Source organism: Pseudacidobacterium ailaaui (genome assembly GCF_000688455.1).
GTDB lineage: Bacteria > Acidobacteriota > Terriglobia > Terriglobales > Acidobacteriaceae > Pseudacidobacterium > Pseudacidobacterium ailaaui.
Map to the genome: position 1 here is coordinate 3,179,715 of NZ_JIAL01000001.1, position 14,625 is coordinate 3,194,339.

General features: G+C 55.5%; 14 protein-coding genes and 1 tRNA gene. 9 read left to right on the top strand and 6 right to left on the bottom strand.

Annotated elements, in window-relative coordinates:
• Positions 1-9: 9 nt before the first annotated feature.
• Positions 10-1,998: a DNA repair helicase YoaA gene (gene yoaA, locus N655_RS0114250; RefSeq protein ID WP_026443523.1), complete on the bottom strand. Its 1,989-nt coding sequence runs from the start codon at positions 1,996-1,998 to the stop codon at positions 10-12.
• A 172-nt stretch (positions 1,999-2,170) separates the two neighbouring features.
• On the opposite strand from yoaA, the gene recG reads away from it, so the two are divergent.
• A complete protein-coding gene (recG, locus tag N655_RS0114255; RefSeq protein WP_044936014.1) occupies positions 2,171-4,381 on the top strand; it encodes an ATP-dependent DNA helicase RecG in 2,211 nt (736 codons plus the stop codon).
• 9 nt (positions 4,382-4,390) lie between these two features.
• Here the strand turns inward: recG and N655_RS19190 are convergent, their stop codons facing one another.
• Positions 4,391-5,056, bottom strand: a complete 666-nt coding sequence (locus N655_RS19190; RefSeq protein ID WP_162173560.1) for a hypothetical protein — start codon at positions 5,054-5,056, stop codon at positions 4,391-4,393.
• A gap of 36 nt (positions 5,057-5,092) precedes the next feature.
• Between N655_RS19190 and N655_RS0114265 the strand changes: the two genes are divergently transcribed.
• The 5 genes from N655_RS0114265 to N655_RS0114285 are packed head-to-tail and all read left to right on the top strand — an operon-like array spanning position 5,093 to position 9,781.
• Positions 5,093-6,349 carry a 3-deoxy-D-manno-octulosonic acid transferase gene (locus N655_RS0114265; protein WP_026443525.1) on the top strand — a complete coding sequence of 419 codons (1,257 nt, stop codon included), beginning with the start codon at positions 5,093-5,095 and terminating at the stop codon, positions 6,347-6,349.
• Positions 6,349-7,326, top strand: a complete 978-nt coding sequence (lpxK, locus tag N655_RS19195; RefSeq protein WP_049961453.1) for a tetraacyldisaccharide 4'-kinase — start codon at positions 6,349-6,351, stop codon at positions 7,324-7,326. The genes N655_RS0114265 and lpxK overlap by 1 nt, the downstream gene beginning before the upstream one ends.
• A gap of 57 nt (positions 7,327-7,383) precedes the next feature.
• Positions 7,384-8,442 (top strand): glycosyltransferase family 9 protein, encoded by a 1,059-nt coding sequence (locus tag N655_RS0114275; protein WP_026443526.1) that lies wholly within the window; start codon positions 7,384-7,386, stop codon positions 8,440-8,442.
• The gene (locus N655_RS0114280) at positions 8,432-8,986 is read left to right on the top strand and encodes a methyltransferase family protein (RefSeq protein ID WP_026443527.1); all 555 of its coding nucleotides are present in this window, start codon (positions 8,432-8,434) and stop codon (positions 8,984-8,986) included. Before N655_RS0114275 ends, N655_RS0114280 begins: the two co-directional genes overlap by 11 nt.
• A gap of 15 nt (positions 8,987-9,001) precedes the next feature.
• Positions 9,002-9,781 carry a DUF3108 domain-containing protein gene (locus N655_RS0114285; RefSeq protein WP_238324761.1) on the top strand — a complete coding sequence of 260 codons (780 nt, stop codon included), beginning with the start codon at positions 9,002-9,004 and terminating at the stop codon, positions 9,779-9,781.
• A gap of 1 nt (position 9,782) precedes the next feature.
• Here the strand turns inward: N655_RS0114285 and N655_RS0114290 are convergent, their stop codons facing one another.
• Positions 9,783-10,082, bottom strand: a complete 300-nt coding sequence (locus N655_RS0114290; protein ID WP_026443529.1) for a hypothetical protein — start codon at positions 10,080-10,082, stop codon at positions 9,783-9,785.
• Positions 10,083-10,212: 130 nt separating this feature from the next.
• Positions 10,213-11,145 carry a hypothetical protein gene (locus tag N655_RS0114295; protein ID WP_155987607.1) on the bottom strand — a complete coding sequence of 311 codons (933 nt, stop codon included), beginning with the start codon at positions 11,143-11,145 and terminating at the stop codon, positions 10,213-10,215.
• A 179-nt stretch (positions 11,146-11,324) separates the two neighbouring features.
• Between N655_RS0114295 and N655_RS19200 the strand changes: the two genes are divergently transcribed.
• Positions 11,325-11,756, top strand: coding sequence for a bactofilin family protein (locus N655_RS19200; RefSeq protein ID WP_044934762.1), 432 nt, complete (start codon positions 11,325-11,327; stop codon positions 11,754-11,756).
• Positions 11,757-11,932: 176 nt separating this feature from the next.
• Complete coding sequence (locus tag N655_RS0114305; RefSeq protein ID WP_026443531.1) at positions 11,933-12,595, top strand: class I SAM-dependent methyltransferase; 663 nt, start codon at positions 11,933-11,935, stop codon at positions 12,593-12,595.
• Positions 12,596-12,597: 2 nt separating this feature from the next.
• Here N655_RS0114305 and N655_RS0114310 read toward each other — a convergent pair whose 3' ends face one another.
• The gene (locus N655_RS0114310; protein WP_044936021.1) at positions 12,598-13,641 is read right to left on the bottom strand and encodes an SPL family radical SAM protein; all 1,044 of its coding nucleotides are present in this window, start codon (positions 13,639-13,641) and stop codon (positions 12,598-12,600) included.
• A 76-nt stretch (positions 13,642-13,717) separates the two neighbouring features.
• Here N655_RS0114310 and N655_RS0114315 point away from each other — a divergent pair, with 76 nt between their 5' ends.
• On the top strand, positions 13,718-14,428 hold the full coding sequence (locus N655_RS0114315) for a metal-dependent hydrolase (protein WP_026443533.1): 711 nt from the start codon (positions 13,718-13,720) through the stop codon (positions 14,426-14,428).
• Here the strand turns inward: N655_RS0114315 and N655_RS0114320 are convergent.
• A tRNA-Ser gene (locus N655_RS0114320) sits at positions 14,429-14,518 on the bottom strand.
• Between the last annotated feature and the right edge of the window lie 107 nt (positions 14,519-14,625).

The window sequence follows — 14,625 nt, forward strand, 5'->3', positions numbered from 1 at the left end:
CCTCAAAATCTACGCTTGTTTCTGCTGAAAAAATGTCTCCACATCCATGATATTTTGTGTAACGCGGTATGGCGGCAGGCTTTCCAGAAAAATGCGGCCATAGCGCTGCTTTTGAAGGCGGGGATCCAGTAGAACAAGGACGCCCCGGTCTTCCAGGGAACGAATGAGGCGGCCAAATCCCTGTTTCAGCGTAATGACGGCAGCCGGCACTTGATATTCAAAGAACGGCGTCCCGCCATTTTCTTCAATCGATCGCATCCGCGCCTGCACGACCGGGTCCGTTGGGACCGCGAAGGGCAAGCGGTCAATAATGACGCAGCTTAGAGCGTCTCCCTGCACGTCCACGCCTTGCCAGAAGCTGGATGTCCCAAAAAGAACGGCATGGGGTGTGACGCGGAACTCTTCCAGCAAGGCCTTCCGCGGCGCATTCCCTTGAAGAAGCAATGGATAAGGCAGTTCTGTGAGGAGACGGTCATAGATCTCGCGCATCTGCTGATAGCTGGTGAAGAGGCAGAACGCGCGGCCTTGAGTAATTTCAAGTACCCGGCGGATGCGCTGGACGGCTTCATCCTGAAACTGCGGGTCGCGGGGATCGGGCATCTCGGGCGGTAGATAGAGCAGGGCTTGGTCACTATATCGAAAATGGGAGGGCACCACGAGTTCGCGCGCATCCCGCATTCCCAGTCGTTTGCGGATATGGTCGAAGCCGCCCTGTACCGTAAGCGTGGCCGATGTAAGCACCACGCTGGGAAAGTTCTCAAAGAGCAGTTCGCTTAACAGGTCGGAGACATCAATGGGAGTGGCCTGAAGGTATGTCGTGCGCGCAGGTTCCCGTCCTCGTCCTCCGCCGCGCCGTTCGAGCCAGAAGACCGTGTTGCGGTCGTGGGCTTCCATGAGGAACTGCAACTGCGTGCGAATTTCTGCCGTTCTGCGCCGCAACCCCGGAGCCTCGTCGACTCCACGGACGCGCTCTAGTTCGCCTTCCAGGCGGAGCAGCGCGTTGGTAAGTGCTACATAGAGATCACCCCGCGTTTCCAGAAATTCTTCGCGCTCTTCAAACTTGATACGTCCTTCCCCATTCATGCTGGCTGGTAATGCGGCAAAAAAAACACGGGACCGCTCACGCACTCTTTCCGTAGCAGCTTTCAGTCCGTCGCTGAGTGCCTGCCTTGCGCGAAGCATTGTCTCGACATCGCGTGCCAGCTCTTCAAAGCGAACATTACTGAGGCTGATTCCGAAGTAGCTGGATGCAATCTCTTCCAGTTCGTGTGCTTCGTCAAAAATGACTGCGCCTGCATCCGGCAAAACGCCGGCATCCGGGGCGTGACCGGCCTGCTGTTTGATGGCAAGGTCGGCAAAAAATAGATGGTGGTTGACGATGACAACATCGCTTTCTGCAGCCCTACGGCGCATCTCCGTGATGAAGCAGCGTTCGTAGTTGGGACAGCTCTGGCCCAGGCAAGCGTCGCTGCGGGCATCGAGCTTTGACCAGACAGCACTGGATTCCGGAAGGGCATTAATCTCCGCGCGGTCTCCGGTTTCTGTAGTTTTTTCCCATTCGGCGATGGCGCGGTACTGTTCGATTTCTTCCAGACCATTCAGGATCGGCTGGTCACGTAAGGCATAAAGCTTGTGGCGGCACAGATAATTGCTGCGTCCCTTCATATAGCAGACGCGAAGCGGACCCAGCAGCGATTCAAGAAACGGGACGTCCTTAAAAAAGAGCTGTTCCTGGAGGTTTTTGGTCCCGGTAGAAATAATGACCCTTTGCCCCATACGCAATGCGGGCAGTAAGTACGCCAGCGTCTTCCCGGTTCCTGTTCCCGCTTCCACGATGAGATGGCGCTGCTCTGACAAAGCCCGCTCAACGGCCTGCGCCATCTCTAGTTGCCCTTTGCGGAACTCATAAGGAAGGCTCGATTTGGAAAGAATGCCTCCCGGCGCGAAAAAGTCATAGAGCGAGGGAAGAGCGGAGGTTTGTGGGGCAGTAGAAGACACAGAAGGTTTCGCCTGATGTTCTCCATATCAGAATAGCGCAAATTGCTGCAATTTTTGTCCGAGCAGGAGCATGGATTTGGCAAAAGTCTCCCATGCCTCTGTAGGCCTTGTGGCAACCGGCAACAAACGCGAGGACCGCTGCGTCCCTGCTACTATCGCATTTGTGCTGACGATGGAAACACCTGTCCAGTTCGTCAAGGGAATTGGACCGCAGATTGCACAATTACTGGCCGCGAAAGGCATTTCGACCGTAGAGGACCTGCTCTATCATTTGCCCTTCCGGTATGAAGACAGGCTGCATCCGCGCAGGCTGCACGAATTGCAGCCCGGTGAGATGGCCAGCGTCATTGCGGAAGTGCGCGGCACCGCTCTGTTGCGCACACGGGCCATGCCAATTTTTGAGATGACCGTGGGCCAGGGAACACAGTCCCTCAAATGCATCTGGTTTCATGGGGCCTATCTCAAAGACCGGTTCAAGCACGGACAGATGCTCGCACTTTATGGAAAGGTGGAGGCATCGCGCTCCGGCCGAGGATTCAAGATGATCCAGCCGCAGTTTGAACTGTTGCCCACAGACCACGATGACGATGAGGACCGTCTGCTCGAAGTGGGCCGTATTGTTCCGGTCTATGAATCGCTGGGTGGAAGCAGGCTGACTTCGCGCTGGATCCGGCGCATGATTTTTCAAGTCCTCAGAGAACTAAGAGGAAATGTTCCGGAAACCATACCTGCAGCATTGCGGGAGCGCCTGGGACTGCCCGCCCGGGCAGAGGCGCTCCATCATGTGCATTTTCCGCCCCCCGGAACGCCGATTCCTAAGCTGCAGGCATCTGCCACTCCCGCGCACAGAAGGCTGATCTTTGAGGAGTTGTTCTATCTCGAACTGGGGCTTGAGCTGAAGCGCAGACGGTTTCGCGAGCGTGCAGGAATTTCATTTGAGACCAGCGACAAGGTCCGCAATGCCATACGCGAGGTCCTGCCCTTTCATCCTACGACGGCACAGAAACGGGCATTGGCAGAGATCGTTGCTGATATGCGCCAGCCTTCCCCGATGCGGCGGCTGCTGCAGGGCGACGTCGGCTCAGGAAAGACCATCGTTGCATTCCAGGCCATGCTGGTGGCCATGGAGAATGGTTACCAGGCGGCGATGATGGCCCCGACCGAGATCCTGGCAACCCAGCATTACCTGGCGGCGAAAAAGCTACTGGAGCGGTCTTCAAGAAAATATCGGATTGTGCTGCTGACGGGCTCCCTGGATGATGATCTGAAGCGATTGAACCGAAGGAGGATCGCGGAAGGTGAGGCGGACCTGGTCATTGGGACGCATGCGTTGATTGAGGAAAAAGCTGAGTTCCATAAGCTCGGCCTCATCGTGGTCGACGAGCAGCACCGTTTTGGCGTGATGCAGCGATTCAGACTCATGCGGAAACCCACCGATGCCGAGCCGGATGTGCTGGTAATGACGGCAACACCGATTCCTCGCACACTGGCTCTCTCTCTCTATGGTGACCTCGATCTGAGCGTACTTGACGAGCTCCCGCCCGGGAGGACTCCGGTCGTGACGCGAAGGGTTGCTGATGAGCGTGCGGAAGAAGTTTGGAAATTCATCCGTGAGCAGGCCGCGAAAGGTCATCAGGCTTATGTGGTTTATCCGGTAATTGAAGGAGCAAAGGATGACCAGCCGGAGCTCGATTTTGCGCCTCCAGAACAGGAAGAAGAAAGGCCCAAAAAGAAAAAGGCAAAGGCCCCGGAGCTGTTTGAAAGGCCTTCGCTGAAAGCCGCGGTGGAAATGTATGAAGCACTGCGTACAGGGCCCCTTGCTGGGCTGCGCTTAGGGTTGTTGCACGGACGGCTTGACTCTGACGAGAAAGAAGTCGTGATGCGACGATTTCAGCGGGGCGAAACCGATGTTCTGATTGCGACCACGGTGATAGAGGTGGGCGTGGACGTTCCGAATGCTACTGTGATGGTCATAGAACACGCGGAACGTTTCGGACTGGCGCAGTTACATCAGCTTCGAGGCCGGGTTGGGCGGGGAGCTGCGAAGTCCTACTGCATTTTGATGACAAGTGGCAAGGTCACTTCCGAAGCCGAGGAGCGTCTGGCGGCCATGGTGCGCACACAAAATGGTTTTGAACTGGCCGAACTGGATTTACAACTGCGGGGTCCGGGCGAGTTTTTTGGAACGCGGCAGGCGGGACTTCCGGATTTCCGTATTGCCAATTTGCTGCGTGATCGCGAAGCGCTCGAACTGGCCAAACAGGAGGCTTCGACATTCGTCAGAAATTCGGGCGAAGTAGCCACTGAAGAAGAGAGGTCGGTCATAAGGCAAAGGCTCCGTGAAGCATGGCAACGCCGGTATGGACTGATAGAAGCTGGCTAAAGAAGAGGGCTACTGCGGCTGCGTCTGCAGATATTTATCAAAGGGAATCTCAAAGTAAAAGAGCTCTTTGCCATCTGCGTCTTTCAACTGGCGTAAAAGGAGTTTTGCTCCATGCAAAGGCGAGGAACCGAGTCCCTGGATGTCATAGAAAAGGAACCCGGCGCGAGTCGTGTGAGGTTCGACGACAAGTGCCTGATATTCGTAATCAGAAAAGTCCTGTTCGACCTTTGCATCAGGAGTCTTCGGTTTGGTATGCAATTTGATCGGACCTACGGGAATATCCGACCCCTTTTTGTCTCGCAGCGAAATACGGCGTTCGATATCATCCGGTTCCGCAGCGGGGATACGGTCGCCCGCGGCACTGATGAAATAAATGCGGGCCTGATCAAGAGAAATGGGCTTGTCGCCGCTATTGGTGATGATGATGCGTATCGGCAGAAACTGGTGATCAAGGTAATTGACGCGAAAAAATCGTATCTTTTCCGCTGTGTTGTAAGGCTCGGCTGCAATGGCGACATGTTCGTCCGGATGCACATCGACGGCAGGATAGGAAGTTGCGTCTTTTGCCGGGGGCGGTCCGTGTTCAAAAGCGTGAGAGCAAGGTGAGGCAAGGAAAAACAGAACAGCCGTCAGCAGAGACCAGAGGCGCTTCATTCTGCCGACAATTATCATCATTGATGAAGACTTCGCAAAGCAGGATTTCGTAAGCGGATGATTTTTTATAGTTTTGCCCTGACGATGGCCATGCTGCTAGGCGCGCCATACTGGCTCTTTTGCATGGTCCGCAGCGGCAAATACCGTGAGGGGTTCCGAGAGCGCTTCGGAATTGTGCCACGGAGGATAAAGAGAGAGCATGGACGGCCTGTCATCTGGGTCCATGCTGTATCTGTAGGGGAGCTATTGGCCGCGTCGCACCTGCTGACCGAACTGCAGAAAAGGTTGCCAGACTGGCGCTTGGTGGTTTCCACCACAACGGGGACCGGACAGAGACTTGCAAGAGAGCGCTTCGGACAGGAAAGCGTCTTTTATTTCCCGCTGGATTTTGCTTTTGCGGTACGAAGTTATCTGCGCGCGCTTCGTCCTGCCCTGCTAGTGCTGGTGGAAACCGAATTCTGGCCCCGTATGCTGGTGGAATGCCGGAAGGCGCAAGTCCCGGTGGCGGTTGTGAATGCGCGCATTTCTGACCGCTCCTGGCCCCGTTATCGGCGGCTGGGGTTCCTGTGGAAACGGCTTTTACGCGGTCTGGCCCTAGCGCTCACCCAGAGCGAGCAGGACATGGAAAGGCTCCGCGCCCTCGGCGTTACCCATGTGCGCCTGGGCGGCAATCTGAAATTCGATGTTCGTGCCAGCGCCCTTGCTCCTCTGACGCAATGCGTGAAAGAACATCTCGCACCGCAAACCAGGGTACTGATCTGTGGCAGCACTCTGGATGGAGAAGAGAAGGTCCTGATCGAGAACGCGCCAGAAGATTGTTTGCTGGTCCTGGCTCCGCGCCACCCTGAGAGATTTGATGCAGTGGCCCATCTGCTTCGCCAGCAGGAAAGAAGATGGGTCCGGCGCTCGGAATGGGCCAAGCAACCGCAGATGCTGGGAAATGGACAAATTTTTCTGCTCGATTCGATCGGAGAGCTGGCTTCGCTGTACTCTCTGGCGAAAGCGGCCTTTATCGGGGGCAGCCTGGTGCCGTCCGGAGGACATAATCCTCTGGAAGCGGCCCAGTTTGCGGTCCCGGTTGTCATGGGGCCGCACTATGAGAACTTTCGCGCAATTGTTGAAAAACTTCGCGCGGCCGATGCAATCCGCATCGCAACGCAAAATGAAATCGGAGCAGTACTGCGAGCGCTTTTGCAGGATGATGCGACTGCGCGGGGCATTGGCGAACGCGGCCAGGCAGTGTTCATGGCTGAGTCCGGGGCAACGGCGCGCGCAGTAGAAGCCCTTGTGAAACTGGTTAAGGAGAGACGCTGATGCGCCGGCTTCTCTCTCTGTGCAATCCGGTCTACGCGGCCGCCCTGGCCGTGAAGAACCACGCATATGATCGTAAATGGCTGCGCATACGGCGGCTGGAATGGCCTGTAGTCAGTATCGGGAACCTCTCAGTCGGAGGGGCAGGCAAAACGCCGGTGGTCATGGCACTGGCCCGGCTGCTTACCGCAAATGGCATCCAGGCAGATGTGCTTTCGCGGGGATACGGCCGTGAATCCAGAACAGTGGAGCAGGTGGACCCGGGAGGCGATGCAAAACAATTCGGAGATGAGCCGCTTTTGCTTGCACAGGCTGCCGGAGTTCCCGTCTATGTGGGGGCAAACCGCTATCAGTCAGGACTTGTGGCGGAACGAGAGGTGGCCGGCCCGCGCATCCATCTGCTGGACGATGGCTTTCAACATCGACAACTGGCCCGCGACATGGACATTGTGCTTCTCCATCGCGACGATTTTTCTCAGAGCTTACTGCCTGGAGGCAATTTGCGCGAGCCCCTTTCCGCCCTACAACGAGCATCAGTGGTGATTCTGCGGAAGGAAGATGCCCATCTCGAAGAGCAACTCAGGATACATTGCCAGAAGAAGCCAATCTGGTACGTCAAGCGTACCCTGATGGTACCGTCGGGCATGGGAAAAGTCGTAGCCTTTTGCGGAATTGCGAGACCGGATGAATTTTTTCAGGCGCTCCGTCAGCTTCAGATCGAAATTGTCGAAGCAATCTCATTTTCAGACCATCATGGTTACGCGGAGCAAGACATCAGAAGACTGGTCCAGTCCATTTCCAGCGCCGGAGGAAGTGTCTTTCTTACAACAGAAAAAGATTTTGTACGTCTTTCCCGAACACAGAAGGCACAGCTGCAGGGTGTCGCGCCGGTGAAAGTGGCCAGACTGGAGGCGCATCTGCAAAATCAGGAAGCCATACTCAGTCGGATAAGCCAGCTCCTGCTCCGCCCCCGGTCTTAACTATGCCGCAGCGTGGGTCACTGACCTGCGTGCGTGCGAATCATGAGAAAATCAAATTTGCCAACAAAAAACCAAACATTAAGGGTGCTCATTGTAAGGCTGGGTGCGATGGGCGACATTCTGCATGCTCTGCCGGCCGTTACGGCCCTCCGCGCGGCACATCCGGAATGGTTTCTCGGCTGGGCGGTTGAGCCGCAGTGGCGCGGATTGCTGGCCGCCAACGGGGCCACGGAACGGGGCCCGTCCATGCCTCTAGCCGACAAGATCCATCTTGTGCCTGCGAAGCAGTGGGGACGAAATCCGCTAAGCGGCAGCACCATCCGTGACATCCGCCGCGTGCGCCGGGACTTGAGGGCGGAACACTACGATATTTGTGTGGATTTGCAGGGGGCCGTGCGGTCCGCCGTTCTTGGCAGGTGGTCACATCCGCAAAGATTGATTGGAGAGGCCAAGCCACGCGAGTGGGCCGCCCAGTATCTGTTCGATGAAACCGTGAATACACGCGGTGTGCATGTCATTGAACAGGCGATCGAGGTCGTGTGTGCAATCGCGCAAGAGGAACTTCCGCTGGTGCCACCGCGGCTTCCTCGGAGCGAAGATGCGGAACGGAAATATAGTTCTGTCCAGCGGCCGTTTGCCATTCTGAATCCAGGTGCTGGATGGGGTGCGAAGCGATGGCCGGCAGAGCGTTATGGTGCAGTGGCCCGGGCGCTCGCAGACAAAGGCCTCTTCGTTGTCATCAATGCGGGCCCGGGAGAAGAGGAGCTGGCAGAGGAGGTAAAGCGGTCCAGTATCGCAAAGGCCATCGTACTCTCGCCCAGCGTGGAGGAGTTGATTGCCCTGACTCGGGATGCCTCCCTCATGATTGCCGGAGATACGGGCCCCCTGCATCTGGCTTCAGCGCTTGGTGTTCCCGTAGTTGGCATCTACGGGCCAACGGACCCGGCGCGCAACGGGCCTTTCGGCGGAAGGTTTCGGGTGCTGCGGAATCCGCAAAGTAAACGGGACCACTCTCGGCGTGCGGAGCCGGAGGCTGGACTACTGACGATTTCCGTCGAGGAAGTGGTCCAGGCTGCGGAGGAGCTTTTAAAGGAGACGGGGAAAGATGTCTGTTGACTGGGACCATGTAGCGCGCCGGATTCGCGTACCCATGGGGTTTGTTTTTGCTTTTGTGTTTGTTCTTCTGGCACGGCCCACGCTTGTCTCAATGATGTATAGCCTGCTGCTTGTGGTCCCAGGATTGCTGCTTCGTGCCTATGCATCCGGATATGTAAAGAAAAATGCTGAACTAACGACGACCGGCCCTTATGCCTACACGCGAAATCCACTGTATCTTGGTTCGATGCTCATGGCATTCGGTTTTGCCGCTGCTTCCAGAAGTCTGCTGATTACTCTGCTGCTTGTCCTCTTGTTTGCTGTTATCTACCTTCCTGTCATCCGGGCCGAAGAGACGTTCCTGCGAAAGACATTTGCCGGCTTTGATGCCTATGCGGCAAGTGTGCCCCGTATTTTGCCGCGTCTTCGCCCCGCCCATCCAGGGCAAAACGGCAGCGGTGCTTTTTCCTTTTCTCTTTACCGGAAACATCGCGAGTACAATGCACTCATGGGAGCGGCGGCCCTTTATGCCGTGCTCGCCCTCAGAGTCCTATATTTCCATTAAGAGTGAGCACGTATTTTGAACAGGCATTCTCGACTGCTTCCCATCTTTTTATGCGCTTTGTTGCTGGCCAACCTGAAGGCACAATCCACAAACAATCCGCCGGTTTTACCCGCACCGCATCAGGGGCTGGGGCTCCCGGCAAAGCAGACCCTCAGCTATAGCGTGGACTGGAGGGTGTTTCCGGCCGGGACAGTAACTTTTCATCAGGAGGCGGAGGGTGACGCGCAGCACATCACTGTTGTGGCGGATTCGATCGGCGCAGTGAATCTTATCTATCGCGTTAGTGACCGCTTCCAGTCCTCTTTTGATCGCCGCACGGGCTGCTCGATTGCATTCAGTAAGCAGCTCCAGGAGGGGCGCCGCCAGGTAAACAGCACCCTGAACTTTAACTACGCGCAAAAAAAGGCGGTCATGGAGGAAAAGAACCTGGTTTCCGGTATCAGTCGGCACCAGGAAGCCCCTCTCCCTGGCTGCGTGAGTGATCTGCTCTCTGCCATCTTCTACACAGCATCGCAGCCCTTACAGGTAGGACAGAGCTTTCAGGTCCCGGTTTACGACGCCATGAGGACCATCCCGGTCACCATGAAAGTGGAAAGCAGGGAAGCGGTAAAGACCCCATCGGGTACCTATCAGACCATCCGAGTGCAGCCCACTGCTGATGCCGGTGTGGTGAAAAACCGAGGGAACATCTGGATCTGGTACACAGATGATGAGCGGCACATCCCGGTGCAGATGCGCGCCAGGCTCTTCTGGGGAACGCTTACGTTTCAGCTTACCGGCATAGACTCCAAATAATTTATTGGATACGGTAACGCTCGCGCATCAGGCGCTGGAGACGGGGCCTGTAGAGCAGGTCCCAGGCCAGTTCTTTGCCGGGAAACATGGCCAGCGCGGCGCGACGTGTATCGGCCACCATTTCTGATGCCTCATCAATCGTGAGCGAACCGTCTTGGCTGATGACAGACATGACCATGTTCATCATCATCTGGAGGCGGCGGATTTTCCGCTGCTCTTCCAGAACTTCTTCCGGTGTCTGCTGCGTGGAACCCTGCGATTGTTGGAACGTATGGCTGCTTCCGGCTTCGCCAACCCCCATTTGCATCCTCCCAATCTGCGAGCTAGCTTTTCCGTCATCCTACAACGGTAGCGATGCAGAGAGAATGGAAAAAGATTCCCGGCGGGACCAGAATGGATACATCTCGTTTCCTCGCCCGGGACGGATGAAATCAGGAGGTCTTGCCGCTGCTGCGCGCCACCTGCGGGCCGGCATCTTCCTTGAGCAGCATGTCGATCGCCTTCTGATAGCCAATGTCCGCCGGAACAGGTTCAAAGTGGCTCGCATCTTCCGTGGTCTGGAAGCTCAGCGGCTTGATCATCAGCGCTTTTCCAGTCAGATTGAGCTTCATATGCGTCGTTTCCCAGTGATGGTCGCCGACGTCGGCCTGTTCCACCAGAATGCTGCCGCCCTTGTACAGCTTCCCGAGGATGCCCCAACCAAAGTTCACATCGGCAATCAGATGTGCATCCAGACGGACCATGCGCTCTTGCGCCTTGTCGATCCAGAGCTCGCCCGCCATGCCGGCAAAGACTTCTGATTCGCGGTCAGGCGGGTTGAATGCTGGGTTGGGCCTGAAGCTGAGCCGATAGCAGGGGCCATTCGGTCCATCGACCATGCCCTCATATTGGTAGGTAAACGCATCCGGCAGTAGGCGGATCATTTTGTTGGCCCGGTCGCTATCTTCCTGCTCCTTTTTCCTGCGATGTTCCTGAAGTTCAGGATGTGCAGCCAGATTGTTCAGCCGGTCAATCTCAGCTTTTTCTGCTGCCGGATCGAGTGGCTTATCATTGACGGCGATCAGCCGGGCAACATCCCCCTCCTTGGTTTCGATGATTTCTTTGGTAGTGATTTTCCCATCGTCAATTTTATGGAGCTGATAGCGATAGGGATGATTTGCGTTGCTGGAATTCAATTCATTCCTGGAGGCCCGGCGCACTAACGCAATGGGATCGTGGCTGACATCAGCAGACGGCTCAGACTGCGTTTTTCCATAAGCAAGCAAGGGAAGTATGCCACATACTGCGGCACTCAGAATCCAGAAGGTCCGGCGCTTTTGTTTAGGGATCAGAATTGAAAATTCCATGTGGATGCTAAATCGCATGTTTCCATGCTTTGGGTTTAGACGCTGTGGGGAAGGGGGAAGTTTTCCCGTTGCGGTCGTTTCCATAGCGATTTTATAACCGTCATCGGTCCTGAGGTTCTTTTTCTTGCGGCTTTCATGCGGTTTACGTATATTCGTTCCAACGCTTCGAGTCACGGGTTATCACAGGAGATGGACAGATGGCAGGTGCGGGTAACGTTGCAATTGCAGCGATCGGCAAGTCAGTACAGATTCGCGGAGAAGTGAAAGGGAGTGAAGATCTTCTGGTAGACGGCGTCGTCGAAGGGACGATAACGCTGAGCGACAGCAGATTGACCATCGGTGCAAATGCCCGAGTGCAGGCAAATGTTGCTGCCCGAGACGTAGTGGTGAATGGCACCTTAAACGGAAATATTCACGCAACCGGAAGGGTCGAACTGCGGGCCGGCTGTCTGGTTACTGGAGATGTCCATGCACAGCGCCTGTCGATTGAAGAAAACGCTGTTTTCAGCGGAAAAGTAGACCTGATGCAAGGAACAGGGGCTACGGAACGGCCTTCTGCACCGTCCTCAGCGCCTGCCTCGTCCACTGCTGGGGAGAAACCGGGAGCGCTCTTTAGCGCCCCAAATTGAGACCCAGGGCAAGGACCGTTGGCCTCCAAACGATACAATGATGACAAACTTGCTTTCGGAGACAGGGACTGCTTTCCTGAAATGCCTCTGACGGGCATCGTCGGGACAGGCCTTCCAGAGTGGATGCTGTTTTCGGGAAAGCCCGTGTTCTGCTCTGTCTTGTGTGATAAACGCAAATGAGTGTTCTGCGTAGTTTGTTTGGCCGTGGGTCTGCGGAACCGCGGTCTGAAAAGCCGACCATCCTCTCTGGACCGCGGGTGCCCAGGCATTCCAGCGGATGGTCCGCCCTGCAAAAACACCTCAAAAGTGAACAGGCATTGAGGGTGCTGGACATTGGTCCCACCTCGCCCTCCAATATCAACTATCTGACCAGCCTGGGCCACAGCGTATGGATGGCAGACCTGGTCCATGAGGCCCTAAAGGGCGGCTGGGAGCTTCCCGCAGCTGAGGAGGGCGATGCCCCGGGATTTGACGTGGAGGGTTTCTTCGAGCAGAACATGAACTTTGGCGGTCGAGAGTTTGACGTTGTCCTCCTATGGACAACGCTCGATTACGTGCCTGAGCCGCTGGTGGCCCCGCTCATAGAAAAGCTCTATCATTCACTCCACGCCGGTGGACGGGTACTTGCTCTCTTCCACTCCAAGAAAACCGGCCCCGATACGGCCTTTTGTCGATATCACCTTACCGACAGCGAGTTGATTGAGATGCAGGAAAGCGAACCTTTTCCGATCCAAAGGGTTTACACAAATCGCAATATTGAAAAGCTCTTTTCGGCATACAGCAATTGCAAATTTTTTCTAGCGAAAGACCACCTTTACGAAGTAATGATTACTCGCTGACATCAGGGCGCTTCTTCCCAAAAAGACAACTGTTCCGTCTGCTCCACTCCACGTTCTGCGGTGCTGGGAAGACTTTCGTAGCGCTCCCCCAGACGATATTTGCTTGTGACCGCCCGGAGCAAATCAGAGATCCTTTTCCGGTATGCTTTTGACACAAAGGCGGCCTCCCCATAGCGTTTTTCATAGCTGGATTGCAGCGCGGGAAAATATTTCCGCACAAAATCCAGAAAAGTTTCTTTTGAACAAGGCTTGAGATAAAGCGGGTTGGCCGCCAAAAAGCAGGCCCGTGCATCCTTTGCCCGTTTGGCCATTGCTTCAAAGGCCGCTGGAGTATCGTTAATTCCCGGCATGATGGGACAGCACAGAATGCCGGTACGGATTCCGGCCTGACGCAGGCGCGCAACTGTCCGGAAACGGAGGTCAGGACGCGGCGCACGAGGCTCCAGAATGCGTGCCAGTCCAATGTCGGGCGTGGTGATGCTGAGATGTACCGTCAGACGATTGTGCTCCGCGAATTTCTTCAAAAGATCAAGATCGCGCACAATGAGTGTCGACTTTGTAACGATACCAAGTCGCAATCCACGACATCTGGCCAGCACTTCAAGCAGGCTGCGGGTCACGCGGGCCCGCCTTTCTATGGGTTGATAGGGGTCCGTCGCCGTGCCCATCGCAATTTCTTCGCCCCTGCGTAGCTTGCGCAGTTCCTGACGAAGCAGCCACGCCGCATTCTGCTTGATAAAGATCTGCTGCTCAAAGAGTGAGGGGTCGCGCAGTTCCATAAATTCGTGCGTGTAGCGTGCAAAGCAATACCTGCATCCAAATTCGCATCCGCGATAAGGGTTGATGCTTCTGCCAAAAGGTACGCCACGCTTTGAAATGACTGGATTCAAGACCGAACGGACCTGCATCGCGCGATATTCTGTGAGATGGCCTGTATCTGCGACGGCGGACTGGCTTGCGATGCGGGCAATCCCGATGAGAGGTGTCGGTCCGGGACCGGAAGGGAAGAGCGGCAGAGTATGAAGATTCGCTTTTTCTTCGCCCATGCAGACAACAGTAAGCCGGAATGAAATCCAAGTCAATCCACGGTGCGAAAACATCTCATGATGAAGGAGTTATGCAATGAATGATCTAAAGGGAACTACTGTCACCTGGTTGGGGCACGCAACGGTGCTGATTGGAACTCCGAAGGGTGTTTCCATTCTCATTGACCCGTTTATTACCGGAAATCCGAAATACCCCAAGGGATACAAGCTGCCAGACAAGATCGACCTGGTTCTGGCTACGCATGGCCATGGAGACCATATTGCAGACCTGGTAGAGGTGGCAACCCGACATCACGCTACGGTGGTAGGGATGCCCGAGGTTGTAGTTTGGGCCCAGTCCAAGGGGGTAAAGAATGGCGTCGGAATGAATCTTGGGGGCACCTGGCATTATGAGGATGCCGCCATCAGCATGGTCGAGGCAAAGCACAGTTCCGGCATTGTGGATGGCGAGCAGAAGATTTATGGCGGAGAGGCAGCAGGCTATGTTCTTACGATAGAAAATGGTCCGGTGCTCTACCATGCCGGCGATACGGCGCTCTTCTCAGACATGCAGTTGATCCGCGATCTGTACCAGCCGCAACTGGGGATGCTTCCGATTGGAGACCACTACACCATGGGGCCGAAGGCGGCAGCTCTGGCTGCGAAATATCTTGGGCTCAAGAGCATTTTGCCCATTCATTACGGGACCTTTCCTGTGCTAACAGGAACGCCTGAGGAGCTGAAGAAGCATCTGGAGGGAAGCGGCATTGAAGTGAAGGCAATTGGGCCGGGAGAAAGCATCCGATAATGGCGGAGAGAGTGGGATTCGAACCCACGATACGCTTTCACGTATACACGCTTTCCAAGCGTGCGCCTTCAGCCACTCGGCCATCTCTCCGGGGAAGCGTTCTCTACTAACGGTAACATATTTTTCACCGTTCTTCCGTGGGGCAAGGAGGCCATCGGGCCTCCTTTACTTTTTTGCATTTTGGTCCAATTCTTTAC

What these genes read in the sequence shown, in the direction of transcription:
- N655_RS19200 (WP_044934762.1), top strand. Translation starts at nt 11,325, where the DNA reads ATGGCAGGTGCGGGTAACGTTGCAATTGCAGCGATCGGCAAGTCAGTA.
- N655_RS0114290 (WP_026443529.1), bottom strand. Translation starts at nt 10,082, where the DNA reads ATGGGGGTTGGCGAAGCCGGAAGCAGCCATACGTTCCAACAATCGCAG.
- N655_RS0114305 (WP_026443531.1), top strand. Translation starts at nt 11,933, where the DNA reads ATGAGTGTTCTGCGTAGTTTGTTTGGCCGTGGGTCTGCGGAACCGCGG.
- lpxK (WP_049961453.1), top strand. Translation starts at nt 6,349, where the DNA reads ATGCGCCGGCTTCTCTCTCTGTGCAATCCGGTCTACGCGGCCGCCCTG.
- N655_RS19190 (WP_162173560.1), bottom strand. Translation starts at nt 5,056, where the DNA reads ATGATGATAATTGTCGGCAGAATGAAGCGCCTCTGGTCTCTGCTGACG.
- N655_RS0114315 (WP_026443533.1), top strand. Translation starts at nt 13,718, where the DNA reads ATGAATGATCTAAAGGGAACTACTGTCACCTGGTTGGGGCACGCAACG.
- recG (WP_044936014.1), top strand. Translation starts at nt 2,171, where the DNA reads ATGGAAACACCTGTCCAGTTCGTCAAGGGAATTGGACCGCAGATTGCA.
- N655_RS0114295 (WP_155987607.1), bottom strand. Translation starts at nt 11,145, where the DNA reads ATGCGATTTAGCATCCACATGGAATTTTCAATTCTGATCCCTAAACAA.
- N655_RS0114265 (WP_026443525.1), top strand. Translation starts at nt 5,093, where the DNA reads ATGATTTTTTATAGTTTTGCCCTGACGATGGCCATGCTGCTAGGCGCG.
- N655_RS0114280 (WP_026443527.1), top strand. Translation starts at nt 8,432, where the DNA reads ATGTCTGTTGACTGGGACCATGTAGCGCGCCGGATTCGCGTACCCATG.
- N655_RS0114310 (WP_044936021.1), bottom strand. Translation starts at nt 13,641, where the DNA reads ATGGGCGAAGAAAAAGCGAATCTTCATACTCTGCCGCTCTTCCCTTCC.